The sequence below is a fragment of the Streptomyces sp. NPDC091292 genome, assembly GCF_044757265.1.
GTDB lineage: Bacteria > Actinomycetota > Actinomycetes > Streptomycetales > Streptomycetaceae > Streptomyces.
Map to the genome: position 1 here is coordinate 282892 of NZ_JBIVUQ010000002.1, position 21628 is coordinate 304519.

General features: G+C 71.9%; 20 protein-coding genes. 16 read left to right on the top strand and 4 right to left on the bottom strand.

Annotated elements, in window-relative coordinates:
• Positions 1 to 93 precede the first annotated feature (93 nt).
• The 9 genes from ACIQNU_RS09370 (at position 94) to ACIQNU_RS09410 (ending at position 10129) form a co-directional block, all read left to right on the top strand.
• A complete protein-coding gene (locus ACIQNU_RS09370; RefSeq protein WP_401363221.1) occupies positions 94 to 1035 on the top strand; it encodes a fumarylacetoacetate hydrolase family protein in 942 nt (313 codons plus the stop codon).
• A 180-nt stretch (positions 1036 to 1215) separates the two neighbouring features.
• A complete protein-coding gene (locus ACIQNU_RS09375; RefSeq protein ID WP_401364226.1) occupies positions 1216 to 1773 on the top strand; it encodes an NADPH-dependent FMN reductase in 558 nt (185 codons plus the stop codon).
• Complete coding sequence (locus tag ACIQNU_RS09380; RefSeq protein WP_401363224.1) at positions 1770 to 3266, top strand: MDR family MFS transporter; 1497 nt, start codon at positions 1770 to 1772, stop codon at positions 3264 to 3266. The genes ACIQNU_RS09375 and ACIQNU_RS09380 overlap by 4 nt, the downstream gene beginning before the upstream one ends.
• Positions 3263 to 3694, top strand: coding sequence for a heme-binding protein (locus tag ACIQNU_RS09385; RefSeq protein WP_401363227.1), 432 nt, complete (start codon positions 3263 to 3265; stop codon positions 3692 to 3694). Before ACIQNU_RS09380 ends, ACIQNU_RS09385 begins: the two co-directional genes overlap by 4 nt.
• Before the next feature lie 333 nt (positions 3695 to 4027).
• Entirely contained in the window at positions 4028 to 5482 is a 1455-nt protein-coding gene (locus ACIQNU_RS09390; protein WP_401363230.1) for an MFS transporter, read from the top strand.
• Positions 5483 to 5617: 135 nt separating this feature from the next.
• Entirely contained in the window at positions 5618 to 7603 is a 1986-nt protein-coding gene (gene htpG, locus ACIQNU_RS09395) for a molecular chaperone HtpG (protein ID WP_401363233.1), read from the top strand.
• A gap of 124 nt (positions 7604 to 7727) precedes the next feature.
• Positions 7728 to 8060 (top strand): hypothetical protein, encoded by a 333-nt coding sequence (locus ACIQNU_RS09400; protein ID WP_401363236.1) that lies wholly within the window; start codon positions 7728 to 7730, stop codon positions 8058 to 8060.
• A 78-nt stretch (positions 8061 to 8138) separates the two neighbouring features.
• Positions 8139 to 8765 carry a helix-turn-helix domain-containing protein gene (locus ACIQNU_RS09405; RefSeq protein WP_401363238.1) on the top strand — a complete coding sequence of 209 codons (627 nt, stop codon included), beginning with the start codon at positions 8139 to 8141 and terminating at the stop codon, positions 8763 to 8765.
• A complete protein-coding gene (locus ACIQNU_RS09410) occupies positions 8762 to 10129 on the top strand; it encodes an MFS transporter (RefSeq protein ID WP_401363241.1) in 1368 nt (455 codons plus the stop codon). The genes ACIQNU_RS09405 and ACIQNU_RS09410 overlap by 4 nt, the downstream gene beginning before the upstream one ends.
• A gap of 31 nt (positions 10130 to 10160) precedes the next feature.
• Here ACIQNU_RS09410 and ACIQNU_RS09415 read toward each other — a convergent pair whose 3' ends face one another.
• Positions 10161 to 10670, bottom strand: coding sequence for a hypothetical protein (locus tag ACIQNU_RS09415; protein ID WP_401363244.1), 510 nt, complete (start codon positions 10668 to 10670; stop codon positions 10161 to 10163).
• A 287-nt stretch (positions 10671 to 10957) separates the two neighbouring features.
• On the opposite strand from ACIQNU_RS09415, the gene ACIQNU_RS09420 reads away from it, so the two are divergent.
• The gene (locus ACIQNU_RS09420) at positions 10958 to 11953 is read left to right on the top strand and encodes a potassium-transporting ATPase subunit C (RefSeq protein ID WP_401363247.1); all 996 of its coding nucleotides are present in this window, start codon (positions 10958 to 10960) and stop codon (positions 11951 to 11953) included.
• Positions 11950 to 13605: a potassium-transporting ATPase subunit KdpA gene (kdpA, locus tag ACIQNU_RS09425; protein ID WP_401363249.1), complete on the top strand. Its 1656-nt coding sequence runs from the start codon at positions 11950 to 11952 to the stop codon at positions 13603 to 13605. Before ACIQNU_RS09420 ends, kdpA begins: the two co-directional genes overlap by 4 nt.
• 36 nt (positions 13606 to 13641) lie before the next feature.
• Here kdpA and ACIQNU_RS09430 read toward each other — a convergent pair whose 3' ends face one another.
• Positions 13642 to 15093, bottom strand: coding sequence for a sensor histidine kinase (locus ACIQNU_RS09430; protein WP_401363252.1), 1452 nt, complete (start codon positions 15091 to 15093; stop codon positions 13642 to 13644).
• The gene (locus tag ACIQNU_RS09435; protein WP_401363255.1) at positions 15090 to 15896 is read right to left on the bottom strand and encodes a response regulator transcription factor; all 807 of its coding nucleotides are present in this window, start codon (positions 15894 to 15896) and stop codon (positions 15090 to 15092) included. Before ACIQNU_RS09435 ends, ACIQNU_RS09430 begins: the two co-directional genes overlap by 4 nt.
• Before the next feature lie 168 nt (positions 15897 to 16064).
• Between ACIQNU_RS09435 and ACIQNU_RS09440 the strand changes: the two genes are divergently transcribed.
• From ACIQNU_RS09440 to ACIQNU_RS09460, 5 genes are all read left to right on the top strand, one after another.
• Entirely contained in the window at positions 16065 to 17447 is a 1383-nt protein-coding gene (locus tag ACIQNU_RS09440) for a ferric reductase-like transmembrane domain-containing protein (protein WP_401363257.1), read from the top strand.
• A gap of 86 nt (positions 17448 to 17533) precedes the next feature.
• On the top strand, positions 17534 to 17989 hold the full coding sequence (locus ACIQNU_RS09445) for an FMN-binding protein (protein WP_401363259.1): 456 nt from the start codon (positions 17534 to 17536) through the stop codon (positions 17987 to 17989).
• Entirely contained in the window at positions 17982 to 18755 is a 774-nt protein-coding gene (locus ACIQNU_RS09450; RefSeq protein ID WP_401363262.1) for an FAD:protein FMN transferase, read from the top strand. Before ACIQNU_RS09445 ends, ACIQNU_RS09450 begins: the two co-directional genes overlap by 8 nt.
• A gap of 230 nt (positions 18756 to 18985) precedes the next feature.
• Complete coding sequence (locus tag ACIQNU_RS09455; RefSeq protein ID WP_401363265.1) at positions 18986 to 19873, top strand: glycoside hydrolase family 19 protein; 888 nt, start codon at positions 18986 to 18988, stop codon at positions 19871 to 19873.
• 229 nt (positions 19874 to 20102) lie between these two features.
• On the top strand, positions 20103 to 20912 hold the full coding sequence (locus ACIQNU_RS09460) for a class I SAM-dependent methyltransferase (protein ID WP_401363267.1): 810 nt from the start codon (positions 20103 to 20105) through the stop codon (positions 20910 to 20912).
• On the opposite strand, the gene ACIQNU_RS09465 is transcribed toward ACIQNU_RS09460, so the two are convergent.
• Positions 20901 to 21626 (bottom strand): TetR/AcrR family transcriptional regulator, encoded by a 726-nt coding sequence (locus ACIQNU_RS09465; protein ID WP_401363270.1) that lies wholly within the window; start codon positions 21624 to 21626, stop codon positions 20901 to 20903. The two genes, ACIQNU_RS09460 and ACIQNU_RS09465, sit on opposite strands and share 12 nt — an antisense overlap.
• Between the last annotated feature and the right edge of the window lie 2 nt (positions 21627 to 21628).

The following is a 21628-nucleotide window of genomic DNA, read 5'->3' on the forward strand; positions in this document are numbered from 1 at the left end:
GCCTCCTCACCGCCGCGCCCCCTTCACCGCCACGCGCCTCCTCACCCGCCACACGCCCCCTCACCCGCCACGACGGAAAGCTCCCCGCAGCTCATGAAGATCGCCTCGCGGCGGACCCCCTTCGGTGACCGGCTCTGTTTCGCCGAAGTCGTTCCGCACCAGCTCATCGACGTCCAGGCCGCCGCCGTACGGTGCCTGGAGACCCAGGGCGTCCACCGGGACGACGCCCTCGCCCGCGCCCGTCTCGACATCCCCTCGGGCGACCTGCCGGCGCTCCTCCGGGCCGACCCTCGACTGACCGCCGTACGCCGTGTGTTCGACTGGTCCGTCGAGCAGCTGGACAGCGGCGACCTGCACGCGGACTGCCTCTGGTCCGACGTCATGGAACGGCTCGGCCCGCCGGTCGGGCGCCCGCACACCGTCTGGTGCATGCTCGCCAACTACCCCCGGCGGCCGGCCGCGCCCGGAGTGGAACGCCCGCCCCGGCGCGGCCTCCAGGGCTGCCTCAAGGCCCCCGGCGCACTGGCCGGTCCGTACGACGACCTGCGGCACCCCGTGATCAGTGAGCAGGTCGCCCCGGAGATGGAGCTGGCCGTCGTCATCGGGCCCCGCTCCCGCTTCCTCACCCCCGACAACGCCTTGCGCGCGGTGGCCGGTTACGTCGGCTTCTGCGACGTCGGCTCACGGGACGTCGCGGAGCTGGACAACCACCGCATGGACCGGGGCAAAGGGTTCGACACCTACGGCATCTGCGGCCCCTGGTTCGTGACGGCCGACGAGATCCCCGACCCGCACGCCCTGCGCATCCGCCAGTGGGTCAACGGTGAGCCGCGCCAGGACGGCAGCACCGCCCAGATGTTCCACAGCATCCCCGAACAACTCGCCTGGCTCACCGCCGCGCTCACCCTCGCGCCCGGCGACATCCTCTCCACCGGCACCCCGCCCGGCCACGGCCCCGTACACCCCGGCGACCTCGTCCGCGGCGAGGTCGAGGGCCTGGGCGCCGTCGAGAACCACGTCGTCCTCGACGACTGAGCAAGGGAGCCGACAGATGCAGCGGATGAGCAGCGGACGCAAGGGACGTAACGGATGAGCGACCGGAGGTCAGCGATGCCCCAACCCCAACCCCAGCCCCAATCCGAAGCCCAAACCCAAACCCAACCCCAGCCCCAGCCTCAACCCCAGCCCCAGCCCCAACCCCGTCTCCAGATCATCATCGGCAGTACCCGGCCGGGCCGCCGAGGCCCCGCCGTCGCCGACTGGTTTCACTCCGTGGCGCTCCGGCACGCCGGATTCGCCACCGAACTCGTCGACCTCGCCGAGGTCGGCCTGCCCCTGCTGGACGAGCCGCGCCCACCGCAGCGCGGCGACTACGCCCACGACCACACCCGGCGCTGGAGCGAGACCGTCCGCGCGGCCGACGCGTACGCCTTCGTCGTGCCGGAGTACAACCACAGTTACAACGCGGCCACCAAGAACGCCCTCGACTACCTCGCGCGGGAGTGGCACGGCAAACCGGTCGCCTTCGTCGGCTACGGCGGAGTCGCCGCGGGCGCCAGAGCCGTGCAGGCACTGCTCCCGGTCGTGGCCGCGCTCGGCATGGTGCCGCTCAACGGCTCCGTGCACATCCCTTTCGTCCGCCAGGCGATCACCGACGTGGGCCGCTTCGAACCCGCGCCCGGACTCGAAGAGAACGCCACCGGCGTACTCGACGCACTGCTCCGGCTGACCGTCGCGCTCGCCACGGCGCGGCCCACCGCCCCGATCGGATGAGCCCGCACCCGGCCGGGGCATCCACCGCCGACGTGTCCCGCCGGCGGCGCGTCCCGCGCGCCACCGTCAGCCAGAAGGTGGCCGTCTGCGTCGTCTATGTGGCCGGGCTGTTCCTCAGCACCCTCGACATGACCATCGTCAATGTCGCGCTGCCGACCATCGGCCGTGCGTTTGACGTCCCCTCCACGGCCGTCGACACCGTGTCGATCGCCTATCTGGTGAGCCTCGCCGTCGCCGTACCCGCCTCGGGCTGGCTCGGCGACCGCTTCGGCGGCAAACGCACCCTGCTGACCGCCGTCGCCGTCTTCACCGTGGCGTCGGCCCTGTGCGGAACGGCCACCAGCCTCGGCCAACTGGTCGTCTACCGCGTGCTGCAAGGCCTGGGCGGCGGCATGCTCGCCTCGGTCGGTATGGCGATGCTGCTGCGCGCCTTCGCCCCTGAGGAACGGGTGCGGGCATCGTCGGTCCTCAGCATCGCCAACGGGCTCGCCCCCACCATGGGACCGGTGCTCGGCGGTGTCCTCGTCACCCAGGTGTCCTGGCGGGCGATCTTCTACGTCAATGTCCCGGTCGGCGTCTTCGCCACCGTCTTCGGCGCGCTGCGCCTGCGCACCGAACCGGCCCGGCCCGCCGAACGGTTCGACCTGACCGGCTTCCTGCTCGCCGCGTCCGGGTTCGCGCTGGTGATGTACGGCGTCTCGGAGGGGCCCGCGCGGGGCTGGACCACCGTCCCGGTGACCGCCGCCCTGGCCTGCGGCGCCGTCCTGGTCGCCGCGATGGTCGCCGTCGAACTCCGCAAACGGCTGCCGATGATCGACGTACGCCTGCTGACGAACCGTCTGTTCGCCTCCGGTACGACCGTGATGACCGTGGAGTCGGTGGCCTTCCTCGGCACCCTGTTCACGCTGACCCTCTACTTCCAGGACGAGCGGGGGATGTCACCGCTGGCCGCCGGGCTGTGCACCTTCCCCGAGGCGCTGGGCGTGGTCACCGGCTCGCAGCTCGCGGGGCGTGTCCTCTACCGGCGGCTCCGACCCCGCCGGCACCTGATCCTGGGCGTGGCCGCGACGAGCGCCGTCCTCGCGGCGATGGGTCTGCTGCTGCGCGAGGACACCGGCCTGTGGCTGGTCGTGCCGCTCCTGTTCGGCGTGGGCCTCGCCGTGGGACAGGTCTTCGTGGGCACCCAGTCCGCGTCGTTCGCGACGGTGACGCCGGCCGCGTCCGGCAGGGCCTCGACGCTGTTCAACGTCGGCCGGCGGCTCGGCGGCGCGATCGGTGTCGCGGTCGCCACCACGGTTCTGGTGTCGGCGGGTACGTCCGGCTCCGGCGCCGGCACCACCACGGACGGCTACCGGATCGCCTTCCTCACCCTCGCCGTGCTCAACCTGCTGGGCCTGTACGCGGCCACGCGGGTCAGCGACACGGACGCGGCGAGCAGCATTCCCCGACAGCCCGACAGATCCATCCGAGAAGAACAGGAGCGACAGCCATGAGTGGACTGACACTGAACCAGGCGTCCGAGATCGTGGACGCGGCCCTCGGGCACGCCCGCGAGCTGGGCCTGCGCCCGCTGACCGTCACCGTGCTCGACCCCGGCGGCCATCCCCTCGTCGTCAAGCGCGAGGAGCGGGCGGGCATCCTGCGCCCGCAGATCGCGCACGCCAAGGCGTGGGGCTGCCTCGGCACCGGGCAGGGCGGCGCGGCCGGCGCCCGGCACGCCACCCGCGACCCCGCGTTCTTCGCCGCCCTCGCGGCGATCTCCGAGGGCCGCGTCGCCGCATCGAAGGGTGGCGTACTGATTCGCGACGAGGACGGCGAACTGCTCGGCGCCGTGGGCGTCAGCGGTGACCGGCCCGACAACGACGAGACCGTCGCGGTCCACGGCGTACAGAAGGCCGGGCTCGTCGCGGACGCGGGCTGAGCACCTTTTGTACGGGGGTCGGGACCGGAGTTCAGGACGGTCCCGACCTCAGGGAAACGAATGCCGCTCCACCGGCCGACCGCACCGACCGACCGCACCGGCCGACCCCACTGGACGAGCCGCATTCCCCGGCGGGACGCTCCCCGCACCCGCCACGGCATCGCACTCCCGTACAGAGCCGATGGGAAACAGAGGGACACCATGGCAAAGACGCCGGAAGACCTCACCGCAGCACAGGAAACACCCGGGAACAAGGGACGCCCCGGTACCTCCGATTCCGTTTCCAGTTCCCTCGCGGATTCCGATTCCGATTCCGATTCCGATTCGGATTCCGTGGAACTCACCACCCGGCGCCGCGCTCAGGCGCTGGCCATCTGCATCACCGCAGCCTTCCTCACCCTGCTCGACGTGAGCATCGTGACCGTGGCGCTGCCCTCCATGGAGCACCACCTGCACCTGTCGTCCGCCCAGGCGACCTGGTCGATCGCCGGATACACCCTGACCTTCGGCCTGACGCTGATCCCGAGCGGCCGGCTCGGCGACGAGCTGGGCCGCAGGAAGGTCTTCCTCGTCGGGATGGCGCTGTTCACCGTCACGGGTGTGCTGTGCGGAGTGGCGCCCGACGCCACTTGGCTGGTCGCGGCGCGGCTCGCCCGAGGCGTCGCGGCCGGTCTCGTCGCGCCGCAGGTGGTCGGCCTGCTGCACCAGATGTACCCACCGCGCGAACGGGGCCGGGCCTTCGGCTACTACGGCGCGACCGTCAGCCTCTCCACGGCGATCGGCCCGCTCCTGGGCGGACTCGTCCTCCAGGGCTTCGGAACGGCCGACGGCTGGCGCTGGATCTTCTTCCTGTTCGTCCCCCTGAACGTGCTCGCGTTCTTCCTCGCCGCGCGGTTGCTCCCCGAGGGACGGCGCGCCGGGCGGCGCAGCAGCCTCGACCTGGTCGGCATGCTGGTGCTCGGCCTCGCCGTGACGGCCGTGATGCTGCCGCTGTTGCAGAGCGGCGACTGGGCGGGGCGGCGGTGGTGGCTTGCCGGTGCCGGTCTCGGCCTGCTGGCCGTCTTCACCTTCTGGGAACGCCGGCTGGCCGAGCGGAACCGGCAGCCGCTGGTCGACCTGAACCTCTTCCGGGAGCGCACCTACTGGGTCGGCGCGCTGGTCGCCGCCGCGCTGTACGGCGGATTCACGGGCATCTTCATCGTCCTCTCGCAGTTCCTCCAGCAGGGCATGCACTACTCGCCGCTGAAGGCGTCACTGTGCACCGTGGTGTTCACCGTCGGCTCGGCGGTCTGCGGGATCGTCAGCGGACGCCTCGCGCACCGCGTCGGCCGCCGCCTCGTCGTGACGGGCACCGCGCTGACCGCCCTCGGGCTCGGCGCCAACGCGCTGGTGGTGGGCGGCTCGTCGGCCGGCGACAACATGTTCCTGAGGATGGCCCTGCCGCTGCTGCTGGCCGGCTGCGGCGCGGGCTGCGTCATCGCCGCGAACCAGACGCTCGCCCTGCAGTCCGTGCCGCGCGGGGAAGGCAGTACGGCCGCCGGCGTCTACCAGACCGGCATGAAGATCGGCACCTCGCTGGGCACCGGCCTGGCCGGCTCGCTCTACTTCGGCCAACTCCTGTCCACCCACCGCGACTTCCCGGCCGCCGCACGGACCGGCCTGCTGGGCGCCGCCGCCCTGGCCGCGGTCGCCTTCGCCGTCGCCCTGCCGGGCCTCACCCTGCGCGGGCGGAAGCCGGTGGGGCCCGTGGTGAGGGTGGCCGAGGAGGCGGAGTCGGCGCCGCGGTGACGCCACCGGGTCGAGACGGCCGACCACTCGCGATTCCTTCAGGACCGAAAGTAGGCGAATCCACCGGGACTTGCTGATCTAAAGTGGCCGCCGACCAGTCCGGCGATTCTGGAACCTGTGAGGTAGACGCGAACCATGCCGACCGAAACGTTTGAGTTCCAAGTAGAGGCCCGCCAGCTGCTTCAGCTGATGATCCACTCGATCTACTCGAACAAGGATGTCTTCCTCCGTGAACTGATCTCCAACTCGTCCGACGCACTGGACAAGCTGCGGCTCGCCGCGCTGCGCGACGACACTCTCGACGCCGACGCGTCCGACCTGCGGATCGAGATCGAGACGGACAAGGACGCCCGCACCCTGACGGTGCGCGACAACGGCATCGGGATGTCGTACGACGAGGTGTCCCGGCTCATCGGCACGATCGCCAACTCGGGCACCGCCGCGTTCCTGAAGGAGCTGCGGGAGGCCCAGGACACCGCGGGGGCGGAAGGTCTCATCGGCCAGTTCGGCGTCGGGTTCTACGCGAGCTTCATGGTGGCGGACGAGGTCACCCTCCTCACCCGGCACGCCGGCGAGAGCCAGGGCACCCGCTGGACGTCGCGCGGCGAGGGCACGTACACCCTGGAGAGCGTGGACGACGCCCCGCAGGGCACCTCGGTCACGCTCCACCTCAAGCCGGCCGACCCCGAGAACCAGCTCCACGACTACACCTCCGCCTGGAAGATCAAGGAGATCGTCAAGCGGTACTCGGACTTCATCACCTGGCCCATCAGGACGGCCACCCCGACGCCCCCGGCGGCGGAGAAGGGCGACCAGGAGGGCGACCAGGAGGGCGACCAGGGTGGTGGCGAGACCGGTGGCGACACCGGTGACGCGGCCGTCGCGGCCGAACCCGAGACGCTGAACTCGATGAAGGCGCTCTGGGCCCGCTCCCGCGACGAGGTGTCCGACGACGAGTACCACGAGCTGTACAAGCACATCAGCCACGACTGGACGAACCCGCTCGAAACCATCCGCCTCCAGGCCGAGGGCACCTTCGAGTACCAGGCACTGCTCTTCATCCCGGCGCAGGCCCCGCACGACCTGTTCCACCGGGGCCACCAGCGCGGCGTACAGCTCTATGTGAAGCGCGTCTTCATCATGGAGGACTGCGAAGCGCTGCTGCCCCCGTACCTGCGCTTCGTCAAGGGCGTCGTCGACGCCCAGGACCTGTCGCTCAACGTGTCCCGCGAGATCCTTCAACAGGACCGCCAGATCCAGCTGATGCACCGCCGGCTCGCCAAGAAGGTCCTGTCGTCGGTCAAGGACATGATGAACTCCGCCCCGGACCGCTACGCCACCTTCTGGCGCGAGTTCGGCGCGGTCCTCAAGGAGGGCCTGCTCACCGACTCCGACAACCGCGACGCCCTCCTCGCCGTCTCGTCGTTCGCGACCACCCACGACGAGAGCGAGCCGACGACGCTGGAACGGTACGTCGAGCGCATGAAGGACGGGCAGAACGACGTCTACTACATGACGGGTGACTCCCGTCAGAGCATCGAGAACTCCCCGCACATGGAGGCGTTCAAGGCCAGGGGCATCGAGGTGCTGCTCCTCACCGACCCCGTGGACGAGGTCTGGGTCGGCGCCGTCGCCCAGTACGAGGGGAAGTCGCTGCGGTCCGTCGCCAAGGGCGAGATCGACCTCGGCGACGGCGAGGAGGAGTCGGCCGACGAGGACCGGGAGAAGCGGGAGAAGCAGAACGAGGCATACGCGGACCTGCTCGGCTGGATGTCCGGGCACCTGGGCGACGACGTCAAGGAAGTACGCCTCTCCTCGCGCCTCACCGTGTCCGCGGCCTGCGTCGTCTCGGACGCGCACGACATCACACCGGCCCTGGAGAACATGTACCGGGCGATGGGCCAGGAGGTCCCGGCCACCAAGCGGATCCTCGAACTCAACCCCGACCATCTGCTGGTCAAGGGCATGAACGAGGGATTCACGGAGCGCGCGGACCGCACCGGCCTCGCCGAGACCGCCGAACTCCTGCACGCTCTGGCGGTCCTCGCCGAGGGAGGCCAGCCGAAGGACCCCGCGCGCTTCGTCAAGCTGATGGCGGAGCGGCTGGAGCGCACGCTGTAGCCGCGGTCCGAGCGCCGTCGCCCGGGTGGTGCGGGGACCACCCGGGTGGTGCGCGGCGGTCCTGGGCCCCGCCGCGCGGGTCGCGACGGGGAGCGGCCGGTGGACGGCCGTACGCTCCGGCCGCGTGGCACACACCTTCGAAGAGCTGGTCGAGAAGCAGCAGGTAGCGAACGAGGCCCACGCGAAAGTCCTCGCGCTACGGGACACCCACGGCGCGCCGACGCACGGTTCCGGCTGGAGCGAGACGCAGACGACGACGTACGAGACCGCGTGGCGCGCCTGGCGCGATCTGGCCCGGGACGTGCAGTCCGCGGTGACGGAGTTCGCGCGGGAGCAGGGGGTTCCGCGTAGCGATGTCGAAGCGGACGTCAAGGCCCGCGCCCAGCCCCCGGGCCCCGAGGACGACACCACCGACACCACCGACACCCCCGACGCCGACGGGGACCCCGAAGGCTGAGTACGGCCCGCCAAGTTGCAGAGTGTCCGCTGCAATAACTCCTATGCAGAGGACACTCTGCAACTTAGGCTGGGGGGTATGCCCGATGAATCCGAACGCACACCCGCGGCCCGGCCCGACACGGTCGGGCCCAGGCCCACCCGGCGTATCGACGCCCGCAGTCTGCGCGGACTGGCCCACCCGCTGCGGATGACCATCCTGGAGCTGCTGAGTCTGGACGGACCGGCCACCGCCACCGGTCTCGCCGAACGCCTCGGCGAGAACACCGGCACCGTCAGCTGGCATCTGCGCCACCTCGCCGAGCACGGCTTCATCGAGGAGGAGACCGGCCGGGGCACGAAGCGTCAGCGCTGGTGGCGAAGGGTCGGCGTCACGAACGAGCTGAACACCGCCGACTTCCGCGACGACCCCGACACCCGGGGCGCGCTCTCGGTCTACCTGCACGAACTGGTGCAGCAGTACTTCAACCGGGTCGTGACCTACCTCAACGAGGACTGGGACGACGGGTGGCGCAGCGCGGGCACCATCGCCGACTGGCGCGATCTGCGGCTGACGCCGGATCAACTGTCCGCGCTCAACGCGGAGTTGGCGGCCGTCATCGCCCGCCACACCGCCGCCGCCCCGGACACCGGGCCCGCGCCGGACGCCCTACCCGTCGTCGTGCAGCTCCAGTCCTTCCCCCGCAAGGCGCGGGGCACCGCATGAGCCAGGGGAAACGTACGAGTCAGGGGAAACGTACGAGCCGGGGCATACGCACGAGTCAGGGCATACGTGGTGGTCTGCTGAGGCGTCACCGTGATTTCCGGCTGCTGTGGTGCGGCGAGACCGCCGGCAAGTTCGGCGCGTCCGTCTCCGGCGTCGCGATGCCGCTGGTCGCCGTTTCGACCCTGCACGCGAGCACGTTCGAGGTCGGGCTGCTGAGCGCCGCCGCCTGGGCGCCCTGGCTGATCATCGGTCTCCCGGTCGGTGCCTGGGTGGACCGGCTGCGGCGCAGACCGATCATGCTGACCGCCGCCGCGGTCTCCCTCGTCCTGTTCGCCGGTGTGCCGGTCGCCGCACGGTTCGACCGCCTGAGCATCGAACTGCTGCTGGCCGTCGCCCTGCTGACGGGCACGGCGGCGGTGTTCTTCCAGACCGCCTACAGCGCCTACCTCCCCAGCATCCTGGAGCCGGCCGACCAGCCCGAGGGCAACGCCAAACTGCACGGCAGCGCGTCCGCCGCCCAGATCGCCGGGCTCGGCTCGGGCGGCCTGATCGCCCAGATGGCAGGCGCCGTGAACGGGATGTTCGCCCACGCCTCGACCTTCCTCGTCTCCCTTCTCTGCCTGGCGGGCATCCGGCACCGCGAGCCCCGCGCGGCCATGACCGGGCCGCGCTCCAGCTCACTGGTCGGTGAAGTCCGTGAAGGTCTGCGGCTGATCGCGCACGACCGCTGGTTGCGCACCCTCACGCTCTTCGGAGCCGCTTCCAACCTGGCCCTGATGGGCTACCAGTCGATCCAAGTGGTCTTCCTGGTCCGTACCGTCGGCCTGGCCCCCGGACCGGTCGGCGCGCTCATCGCGGCGACCGGCGCGGGAGGCGTCGCCGGGGCGTTCGCCGCACGCAGGGTCGCCGTCAGGATCGGCACGGCCCGCGCGACGCTGCTGTTCGAACTGGGGCTCTCCGTGTTCGCCCTGCTCATCCCGCTGACCGTCGGCGGGGCCGGTGTCCTGCTCTTCGTGGTCGGCGGCTTCTGTGTCTCCGCGGGAGTCGTGGCCGGCAACATCATCAAGGCGAGCTTCCAGCAGCGCTACTGCCCGCCCGAACTCCTCGGCCGCCTCACCGCGAGCACGGCGTTCCTCAGTTACGGGACGATCCCCCTCGGAGCCCTGCTCGGCGGCGCGCTCGGCACCGCGCTCGGCATCCGCACCGCCATGGCGATCACGACGGCCGGCATTCCACTCGCCGCGCTGATCCTGTTCTTCTCCCCGATCCGGCGGTGCCGGGACCTGCCGACGTCCCGCCGCCCGACCCCCGATTCCACACGTCCACCGGCGCCGGACGGCGAGCCGGCCCTCCCGCGCCCTTGACCAGGCGGTCGGCCAGGGCGGCGCCCGGCGATCACGGCGTCGCCTCGTCGTCCACCGCCCACGGGTCCTTGGTGAGGTGGACCGGCTTCGCGAGCGCGGCCTCGTAGGCGGAGCGTTCGAAGACGTACGGGCCCAACGACAACTCCCCCCACTCCGGACGGAAGGGCTGCCGGAACGACGACCAGGTGACGGTCTCCGGGGTGCTGGTGATGACCGTCAGCAGGGGCCAGCACTCCCAGACACCGCAGGCGCAGCCCAGGACCGGCGTGGCACCGGGGGAGGGGGCGGCGAACTCCGGCGCGGGGTCACCGAGGAAATGGCGTCCGGGGTCATCGATGTCCTGGAGCGGCAGTCCGGCGTGCTGGGCGCGCAGGAACCGTTCCCGCTCGTCCGGACTCTTCTCCTCCTGCTCCTGACGCCAGAGTTCGCGGGTGGCGTCGGCGACCCGTACCCGCAGATCCGTCCCGTCGACACGGAACCCCCACAGGCGATACGACAGATGGTCGCTCACGGCGTAGTTCAGGAACTCGATGCGCTGCATGGTCACCAGTCTGAGGAGCGGCGACGGCCGACGCGAATCACTTATGGCGCGTCAGTGTTCCGTCAGTGGTTCCGGTGTGTCCGTCAGTGATGCGTCATGAGGTGGCGGGGTGGTGGGTGAGGCGGGCTTAGCGTCGGTGGTGCGTCCCGGTCGCCTCCCCGGCCGGGCGTTTCTCTGTCCACACGCCGCGTCCGCACGCCGCGCCCACACTCCGCGTCCCCACCCCGCGCCCCCTCGTGTCCGCATCCCGTTCGTGCCCGGAACGTTCCCTCAGGAGCAGCGCCCCGATGACCACCCCCGTGCCCGCCTGCGACCGCTCGCGGCGACCCCGGTTCCTACGACCACCCTCCTGGCTCGCACAGCAGGCCGTGGCCCTCCGTGTCGTCGTGGCGCTGACGCTGCTCGCCGGACTTGCCTACCCGCTCGCCATGACCGCCCTCGCCCAACTCCCCGGCCTGCGCGGTAGCGCCCAGGGATCCGTCCTCACCGGACCCGGTGGCCGGCCGGCGGGCAGCTCCCTCGTCGGGCAGTCGTTCGCCGATGGTGACGGGCGGCCGATTCCGTTCTACTTCCAGGCCCGGCCCTCGCACGCCGGTACGGGGTACGACGCTTCGGCGTCCGGCGCCGGCAATCTCGGTCCCGAATCCGTCGTGGACGTGCTCCCGGTCAAGGGCGACCCCGGGTCCGGGAAGCCGAGTCTCCTCACACAGGTGTGCGCGCGCAGCAAGGCCGTGGGGGAGTTGGAGGGCGTCGACGGATCGCGCCCCTACTGCACCGCCGACGGCGTGGGCGCCGTACTCGGCGTCTTCCGCACCGCAGCCACCGCAGCCACCGCAGCCACCGCCGACACCCCGGGCGGCGGCCCCCGCCCCACCGTCACCCGCGTCGTCAGCCTCAACCAACCCTGTCCGGCACGCCCGTTCCGCACCACATACCAAGGCGCCACCGTCGTCTGCGCCCGGCCGGGCGCGGACTACAGCGCCGCGACCGTCGTCCCCGTACGCGGCGACGCATCCCCGCGCCCCGCCGTACCGCCCGATGCCGTGACCGCGAGCGGATCCGGGCTCGACCCGCAGATCAGCCCCGCGTACGCCAGGGTGCAGACCGCCCGCGTGGCCCGGGAGCGCCGGATGCCGGAGTCCGCCGTACGGGCGCTGATCGCCGAGTACACCACAGGGCGTGCCCTCGGCATCCTGGGCGAGCCCGCCGTGAACGTGGTCCTGCTCAACGCGGCGCTCGACCGCACCCACCCCGTGAAGACCCACGTCCTGAAGGGAGCATGACCGTGTACGGCTGGCTCCAGGCGTCCCTCGTGGTCGCCGTCGTCGTCGGGCTGCACGTCCCGCTCGGCGACTACATGGCGAGGGTGCTCGACAGCGATCACCACGCACGGGCCGAACGGCGCCTCTACCGGCTCTTCGGCGTCGACCCCGGCCGGGAACAGGACGCCCGGCACTATCTGTCGGCGCTGCTCGCCTTCAGCGCGGCGGGTATCGCCGTCCTGTGCGCGCTCCTGATGTTCCAGGACAAGCTTCCGTGGTCGACCGGGCACGCCGGCCTGGACTGGCGGCTCGCCCTCAACACCGCCGTCAGCTTCACCACCAACACGAGCTGGCAGAACTACGCCGCCGAATCCACCACGGGCCACCTCGCCGTGATGGCGGGCCTCGGCACCCAGGCGTTCGCGTCGGCCGCCGTCGGTATCTGCGCCGCGCTCGCCCTGATCCGAGGTCTCGTCCGCCGGGGCACCGGCGAACTCGGCAACTTCTGGGTCGACCTGACCCGTACCGTGTTCCGGATCCTGATCCCGGTCGCCGTCGTCTCCGGCGCCCTCCTCATCGCCCTCGGCGTCCCGCAGAACCTTGACGCACCGCACACCGTGACGACCGTCGCGGGCGGCGGCCAGACGCTCCCCGGTGGTCCGGTCGGCTCCTGGGAACCGATCAAACTCCTTTCGGGCGACGGCGGCGGCTTCTTCAACGCGAGCAGCGCCCACCCCTTCGAGAACCCGTCGGCGTGGACCAACGGCGTCGAGACCGTGCTGATGCTGCTGATCCCCACCGCCTTCCTCCGCACCTACGGCCGCCTCATCGGCTCCCCGCGCCAGGGCTGGACGCTGCTCGCGGTCGTCGGCATCCTCTTCGGGCTGCTGGTCACCGCCGCCACCTACGCGCAGAACGCCCACACCGGCACGGTCACCGCTGCGGTCGGCGGTCCGTACGAGGGCACCGAGACCCGGATCGGCGTCCCCGGCAGCACCCTGTTCGGGGTCGCGGCCACCGCCACGGCGGACGGCGCGGGCAACTCCTCGTACGACAGCTTCTCCGCGCTCGGCGGCGGGACGCTCCTGGCCGGGATGATGCTCGGCGAGATCGCGCCGGGCGGCACCGGCAGCGGGCTGTACGGTCTGGTCGTCGCGGTGGCGGTGGCCATGTTCATCGGCGGACTCATGGTCGGCCGCACCCCCGAGTACCTGGGCAAACGCCTCGGCCCCGGAGAGATGCGGTACGTCGTCCTCTACACGCTGGTCGCACCGGTCACCGTCCTGGTGTGCGCGGCGCTCGCCGTCGGGCTCGGGCCGGGGGTGACCTCGATGGGCAACACGAGGGCGCACGGGCTGACCGAGGCGATCTACGCGTACACCTCCAATGTGTTCAGCAACGGCAGCGCCATGGCGGGCTTCAACGGCGCCACCGGCTTCCACGAACTGCTGATGAGCGCGGCCATGCTGATCGGCCGTTACCTGCCGATCGTCCTGCTGCTGGCACTCGCCGGGCGGCTCGCCCGGCAGCGGCCAGGGGCCGTCACCGTCGGCACCCTCCAGGCGCGGGGCGCGAGCTTCGTGGCCCTCGCCACCGGATCGTCCGTCGTCCTGGCCCTGCTCACCTATCTGCCCGCGCTCGCCCTCGGTCCCCTGGCGGAGGCGCTGTCCTGACGCCCTGTGCGCCGTGTTGCCGTCGGCGCGGCGCGGTCATTCCGCCTTCGGGTCCGTGCTCGGCAGGGACAGCAGGAACATGGTGTGACCGGGGCGGCTGGTCACCTCGACCGTGCCGCTGTGGGCGAGCACCACGGCCTCGACTATGGACAGGCCGAGCCCGGTGCCGCCGGCCGTGCGGGAGCGGCCCGGGTCGGCCCGCGTGAACCGCTGGAAGATCTGCGGCTGGATCGCCGCGGGGATCCCCGGCCCGTCGTCCGTGACGGCGAGCCGGGCGTGTCCGTCGTCGTCCGTCAGGGACAGCGTGACCGTGGTGCCGGGCGGGGTGTGCAGCCGGGCGTTGGCCAGCAGGTTGGCCGCGACCTGGTGCAGCCGGTGTTCGTCACCGGACACGAACACCGGCTCCAGCGGCAGGTCCAGGAGCCACCGGTGGTCCCGCGACACCGCGCGCGCGTCGTCCAGCGTGTCGATCGCGAGCCGCGTCAGATCCACCGGGTCCCGGGCCAGCGGACGGCCCGCGTCCAGCCGGGCGAGCAGCAGCAGATCGTCCACGAGACCGCTCATCCGCTCACTCTCGGATTGCACCCGCTCCAGGGCGTGCCGCACCTCCGGCGGCACGGGACCGGGGTGCCGCAGCGCCAGTTCGGCATGGGCGCGGACCGTCGCCACCGGCGTGCGCAGCTCATGGCTGGCGTCGGCCGCGAACCGCCGCAGCCGCTCCTCGCTCGCGTGCCGCCGGGTCAGCGCGTCGCCGACGTGCCCGAGCATCCGGTTGAGCGCCAGCGCCACCTGCCCCACCTCGGTACGGGGATCGCCCTGCGGCACGGGTTCGGGCATCGCCACCTCGCCCGCCGCGAGCGGAAGCCGGGTCACCGCGGTCGCGGTCCGGGCGACCCGCTGGAGCGGCTTGAGGGACAGCCGTACCCACAGGGCGCCCGCGACGGCCGTGAGGAGGAGCGCCGAACCGAACACGGCCACCTCGATCAGCTGCACCCGGTTCACGGTCTCCTCGACCGGCCGCATCGGAAGACCGGTCAGCAGCGTGTCGGCCTCGTCGCCGAGGACGGCGACCACCCGGTAGCGGCCCGCGCCGGTCAGCTCGATGGTGTGGCCCTGCCCGTCGACCGGCACCTTGTTGAGGGTCACCCGGTCGGCGTCGGTGAGCGGCACGGCCGCGTCGGACTGGTCCTTGACGACCGCCGCCCGCTGGATCTGCCCGCCGATGATGCACGCGCCGAAGGTGCCCTCGGACTGGCCCCGGGTGTCCGGCACGTTGTCCCCGTCGGGGCTGGGTTCCCGCTCCAGGCTCGCGGCGAACTTGCCCTGGGCCGACTGGAGCTGCTGGTCGAGCCGCCTGACGAGGAACCCTTCGAGTGCGACGACCGTCGTGACCCCGACGGCGACACATGCCAGGGCGAGCAGCACCACGAGCCCGGCGGTCAGCCGCGTCCGCAGCGAGCTGGGCGCGCGCAGCAGCCGGCGTCTCACGACGGATCCTGCTTGAGTACGTAGCCCACACCCCGCACCGTGTGGATCAGCGGCGCGTGCCCGGCGTCGATCTTCTTGCGCAGATAGCTGATGTACAGCTCGACGACATGGGCCCGGCCACCGAAGTCGTACGACCAGACCCGGTCCAGGATCTGCTCCTTCGACAGGACCCGGCGCGGGTTGCGCATGAGGAACCGCAGCAGCTCGAACTCGGTGCGGGACAGGTCCACCGCGCGGCCCGCCCGGGTCACCTCGCGCGCCTCCTCGTCCATCACCAGGTCCCCGACGATCAGCCGCGACTCGCCGGCGTCCCGGGTCATCCCGGCCCGCCGCAGCAGCCCCCGCAGCCGGGCGATGACCTCTTCGAGACTGAACGGTTTGGTGACGTAGTCGTCGCCGCCCGCCGTGATCCCCGCGATCCGGTCCTCCACCGCGTCCCGCGCGGTCAGGAACAGCACGCACACACCCGGTGACCGCTCGCGCAGCCCGCGCAGCACCGCCAGACCGTCCATGTCGGGCAGCATCCAGTCGAGGACCACCGCGTCCGGCCGGAACGCCTCGGCCGCCGCCCACGCCCCCGCCCCGTCGCCCACGGTCCGCACGTCCCAGCCCTCCGAGCGCAGCGCGGCGCCCAGGACATCCGTCAGATCCGGCTCGTCGTCCACGACCAGGACCCGCACCAGACCGCCGTCCGGCCTGCGCAGCGAGTGCGCGGGAGAGGTCGCGGGAGAGGCCGCGGAAGAGGTCCCGGACGAGGGAGTCGGCGAGGGTGTGGGCGAGGGAGAAGAAGAAGGTGTCTGCATGGTGCGTCCCAGCATCGCCGCTCAAGCCGCGCGCGGGGCACCACCTTCCCTCTGAGTTTCTTCTGAATCCCCTCACCGGCTCCCGCTTCAGAGGCTTCTCAGAGAAACCGCCGTGAATGTGGAGCGCCAGGCGCCTCCCACCTCCCCACCGTGAGAATCGGAGAACATGTGACAGGCACAGCAGGTACCACGCGGAGTGCCGAAGCCCCCGCCGCGCATCCCCACCGGGCGGCACCGCGCGGGCCCGCCACCCGTGCGGCGCCCCTCGTCGCCCAGGCCGTGATCTGGACCGGCGCCGCGGCCGTACTCGTCCTGTGGTGGTCCGACACACCCTCCGTGGTCGGCCTGGCCGGCTGGCTCACGGACGCCGGACGCATCACCGGGCTGCTCGCCGGATACGCGTGCGCGGTCCTCGTCGCCCTGATGGCCCGCATACCCGCCCTCGACCGGTCCCTCGGCTCCGACCGGCTGGCCCGCTGGCACGCCATGGGCGGTCGGTACACGATCTCCCTGATCCTCGCGCACACCCTGCTGATCCTCTGGGGCTACTCGCTCACCGGCGGCACCGGCATCGTGAACGAGACGAAGACCGTGGTGCTGAACTACCCGGACATGCTCAAGGCCACGGCGGCGTTCTTCCTGTTCCTGCTCACCGCGGTCGTCTCGGCGCGCGCGGCCCGCCGCCGCGTCGGCTACGAGACCTGGCACTACCTCCACTTCGCCACCTACGCGGCGATCTTCCTCGCCTTCGGGCACCAGCTCTCCAACGGCGCCGACTTCGTCGGCAACCGGCCCGCGCAGCTCGCCTGGTACGGGCTCTACCTGGGCGCCACCGCCCTGATCGTGTGGTTCCGGTTCCTCGCCCCCGTACGGGCCGCGTGGCGCCACCGGCTGCGGGTCGCCGCCGTGCTGCCCGAGGCCCCGGGTGTGGTGTCGGTCCACCTCACGGGCCGGCGCCTGACGGAGCTGGCGGCCCGGCCGGGACAGTTCTTCCGCTGGCGCTTCCTCGCCCCGGGGCTGTGGTGGACGGCCAACCCGTACTCGCTGTCCGCACCCCCGGGCTCCGACCGGCTGCGGATCACCGTCAAGTCCGTCGGCGGCCACAGCGCCGCCCTCGCCCGGCTGTCCCCCGGCACCCGGGTCTGGGCGGAGGGCCCCTACGGCGGTCTCATACCGGAACGCGCCCGCGCCGGGAAGTCACTGCTGCTCGCCGGTGGCGTCGGCATCACACCGATGCGCGCCCTGTTCGAGACCCTGCCCGGCGACACCGTCCTCGTCTACTGGGCGCGGTCCCCGCAGGACCTCGCGCTGCGCGGCGAACTCGACGCCATCGCCGTCGCGCGCGGCGCCCGCGTCCACTACTCCGTGGACACCCCGGCCGAGTACCGGATACCGCTCTCCGCCGACACCCTCACCCGGCTCGTCCCCGATGTGGCGGGGCGGGACGTGTACCTGTGCGGGCCGCCCGGGATGACGGAGGCCGCGCGCAAGGCGCTGCGGGCCGCCGGGGTGCCCGGCGCGCGCGTGCACCACGAGTCGTTCGCGTTCTGACCGGGCCCCCGCCCCCCCACGGGCCCCCGGGCCCCCGAGCCCCCCGTATCCCCTTCCTCCGCAGTCCGCAGCCGAAGGAGCACATCGTGCGCCGAGTAGCCGTCACCGTCCTGTCGACCGTCACGGGCGTGGTGCTGCTGCTGTCCCTGAAACCGCACGGCAGTGGCTCACCCGCCGTCGCCGCGCCCGCCCCCCCGTCCGGCACGACGGGCCCGGGAACGTCGACCACCACCCCCGCCCCCGGCGCGTCGGCCGACGCGGGCCGCAGCGGCACCTTCACCGGCGATGCGATCGACACACGCTACGGACCCGTCCAGGTGCAGGCCACCCTCACCGGCGGCAGGCTCACCGCCGTCAAGGTCCTCCGGGCGCCGGACGAACCCGGCCGCGAGCAGCAGATCGTGGCCACCGCCGTGCCCCGGCTCACCAGCGCCGCCCTCCAGGCGAACAGTGCGCGGATCGACGCCGTGTCCGGGGCCAGCTACACCAGCGACGGCTACATCAGGTCCCTCCAGAGCGCATTGGACCAGGCACGTGGCTGAGCCGACGACGGGTGTCCGCCATGTCGAGCACGTGATGGGCACCGTCTTCTCCTTCGACCTGCGCCACCCCGCGACACCGGACGTCGACCGGGCCGTACGCGACGCCGTGGCCTGGCTGCACCACGTCGACCAGGTGTTCTCGACGTACAGGTCCGACAGCGCGATCAGCAGACTCGGGCGGGGCGAGGGGGCCCTGGAGGAGATGGGGGACGAGGTCCGGTACGTGCTCGACCTGTGCGCGGGGGCCGAGCGGCGCACGCACGGGTGCTTCACCGCGTACCCCGGTGGCCGCCTCGACCCCTCGGGCCTGGTCAAGGGCTGGGCGGTGGAAGAGGCGTGCCGCATCCTCGCCGCCGCGGGCGTCGACCGCGCGTACGTGAACGGCGGCGGCGACCTCCAACTCGGCGCCGAACCCTCGCCGGGGCGGCCCTGGCGCGTCGGGATCGCCGACCCGACCCGGGCGGGGGAGCTGCTGACCGTCGTGACGGGCCACCACCTCGCGGTGGCCACATCGGGCCGCTCCGAACGGGGCGCCCACATCCTCGACCCCCGCACCGGCGCACCCGCGTCGGGCCTGTTCTCGGCCACGGTCGTCGGCCCCCGGCTCACCTGGGCCGACGCCTACGCCACCGCGGCCGTCGTGCGGGGACCCGAGGCCCTGGACTGGATCGAGGACGTGGACGGATACGAACTCCTCGCCGTGTCGGAGGCCGGTGAAGTGGCGTACAGCAAGGGGTTTCCCCGGCCGGTCGCGCCGGCTGTGTGACCTGGTCGCGGGGCGGATTCCGGGGGGCGCGGGACGCGAACTCCGGCCGCTTCGGCGTGAATTGATTGGTCTACACCCTTGACTGGTACATACCAAAGCGATTGAGTGGGCTCCCCACCCCCACCGCGGCCCGCCCGGTGCGCCAGTGGCCGGCCCTGCCGGTGCGCGCGCACGGCCCCCCACTGTCCCGACCACCCGGGCGACCGTGCTGCGTTCTAGGAGTTGATCGCATGTCCAAGCGACGCTTCACAGCCCTGCTGGCCGCCGCCGTCATCGCAAGCGGCATCTCGGTCCTCGGCCCCACGTCGACCCCCGCGTCCGCCGCCGCCTGCTCCAGCTACCCCGCCTGGGTCCCCGGCCAGTGGTACGCCGCCGGCACCATCGTGCGCTACACCGACGGCAAGGCGTACATCGCCGAGCACGACAATCCGGGCTACGACCCGACCATCAGCACCTGGTACTGGGACCCCTACGCGTGCGACGGCGGCACGAACCCCTCCGGATTCGTGGTGAGCGAGGCCCAGTTCAACCAGATGTTCCCGAACCGGAGTTCCTTCTACACGTACAGCGGTCTGACGGCCGCGATGAGCGCGTACCCCGCGTTCGCCAAGACCGGCAGCGACACGGTCAAGCGGCAGGAGGCGGCGGCGTTCCTCGCCAACGTCAACCACGAGACCGGCGGTCTGGTGTACGTCGTGGAGCAGAACACCGCCAACTACCCGCACTACTGCGACTGGAGCCAGCCCTACGGCTGTCCGGCGGGACAGGCGGCGTACTACGGGCGCGGTCCCATCCAGCTGAGCTGGAACTTCAACTACAAGGCCGCGGGCGACGCGTTGGGCATCGACCTGCTGAACAACCCGTGGCTGGTGCAGAACGACTCGGCCGTCGCCTGGAAGACGGGCCTGTGGTACTGGAACACCCAGAACGGCCCCGGCACCATGACCGGCCACAACGCCATGGTCAACGGTGCGGGTTTCGGCCAGACCATCCGCAGCATCAACGGCTCCCTGGAGTGCGACGGCAAGAACCCGGCGCAGGTGCAGAGCCGCGTGGACGCGTACAACCGCTTCGTCCAGATCCTCGGTACGACACCGGGGGGCAACCTGTACTGCTGACGGCGCCGGGCGGCCCGTCCCGCCCGCGCTGAACGGCGACGACCAGTGGGCGCCCGGGGTGAACCGACCCCCGGGCGCCCCTGCTTCCCTCCCCGCCGAAGCCGCACTCCGTACTCGATACCAATTCATCGCCTCCCAGACCCATCCGCGGCCCTCCCGGCTCCGAATCCCCCGGGAACCGACCCCTCGCACCGGAGGGCCGGACGGACCGTCAGGGAGGGCATCGCCGATGAGATCCGCCCCTCAGGGAGCAGCCCCGCGACTCGGCGCGCTGCTGGACGACACCAAGACCTACGCCTGCGGCTACTGGACGAGCGACCGGCCCGGCTACACGGTCGCCGACGCGCGCCGCGACCGGCTGAACCTCATCGCCCGCTCGCTGCGCCTCGCCCCGGACGCCCGCCTCCTCGACCTCGGCTGCGGCTGGGGCACGCTCGCGCTGTACGCGGCCGAGCGGCACAAGACCCTCGTCACCGCGGTCACCGCCGACCCCGAACAGGCGGCGCATGTGCGGCAGACCGCGCGCGAGAAGGGACTTGAGGACCGGATCGACGTGCGGTGCGGCACCTTCCGTGACCTCACGGACAGCGCCTTCGACGCGGTCGCCGCGGTCGCGCGGGGCGAGCACGGGGACCGTGAACCAGGGGTGGCGTACGCGGACTTCGCGGCGGCCCTGCACCGGAAGGTCCGGCCCGGCGGCCGGGTCCTGGTGCAGCAGTTGGGGCCCGTGCCGGTCCGGCGGGCCGTCGCCCTGCTGGACGGCTCCGGTCTTGAGGTGCGGTCGGTGGAGTCGCTGCGCGAGCACTACGCCCGAACGGTCGCCGCCTGGCACCGCACCCTGGAGCGCTACGGGGACGCCTTCGCGCAGCTCGCCGGCCCGGAGACCGCGCGGGAGTGGCAGCTCCATCTGGCGGGCGCGGCGGGGGAGTTCGGCGACGGCCCTGGGGGAGTGGACCAGATCCTGTGCACCCGCCCCGACGCCGCATCCGAATCCGATGGCGACGCCGAATCCGACGCCGATGGAGTGCTACGCGCCTGACGCGCCGGGGCCCGGTCGCGACGGGAACCCGGACCAGCCACGGCGGCGGGTGAGCGCCGAGAACGGGCGCTTCGGCGTGTAGTACTCCAGGAACATGTCGACACCGTGGGTGATGAGCCGGCGGGTCGACACATCGTCCAGAGCGGTCCCGTAGTGGCTGAAGACCAGGTGCGGGAAGACGAGCAGCGAGTAGAGCTGGATGAGCGCCGTCTCGATGTCGGGGACGGCCAGCCGGCCCTTGTCGTTGAGCGCCTTCAGCGCCTGCGTGACGGCCGGGTGGTGACCGGTCGGACCGTGCGCCTGCCAGGCGGCGCCCAGCTCGGGGAACCGGTGCTGTTCGGCCAGGACGAGATTGCGCAGCGCGATCACGTCCGGATTGTCGCGGACCGCGCGCACCCAGGCGCTCGCCGCGTCGACGAAGGCGCCGCGCAGATCCTCCGCCTCGGCCAGTGCGGCCAGCGCGGACGCGGTGTCCTCGTCCCCGAGCGGTTCGTCGAGCGCCCCCGTCACGACCGCCGTGAAGAGCGCTTCCTTGCTGCCGAAGTGGTTGTAGACCGTCACCTTCGAGACGCCCGCCTCGGCGGCGATGGCGTCCATGCCCACGGCGAAGCCGTCCCGGAGGAACAGGGTGCGCGCGGCCCGCACGATGTCCAGCCGCTTCCGCTCCGCCCGGGGCCCGGTCGGTACGGGGGTCTGCTCGGGTCGTGCACTCATGT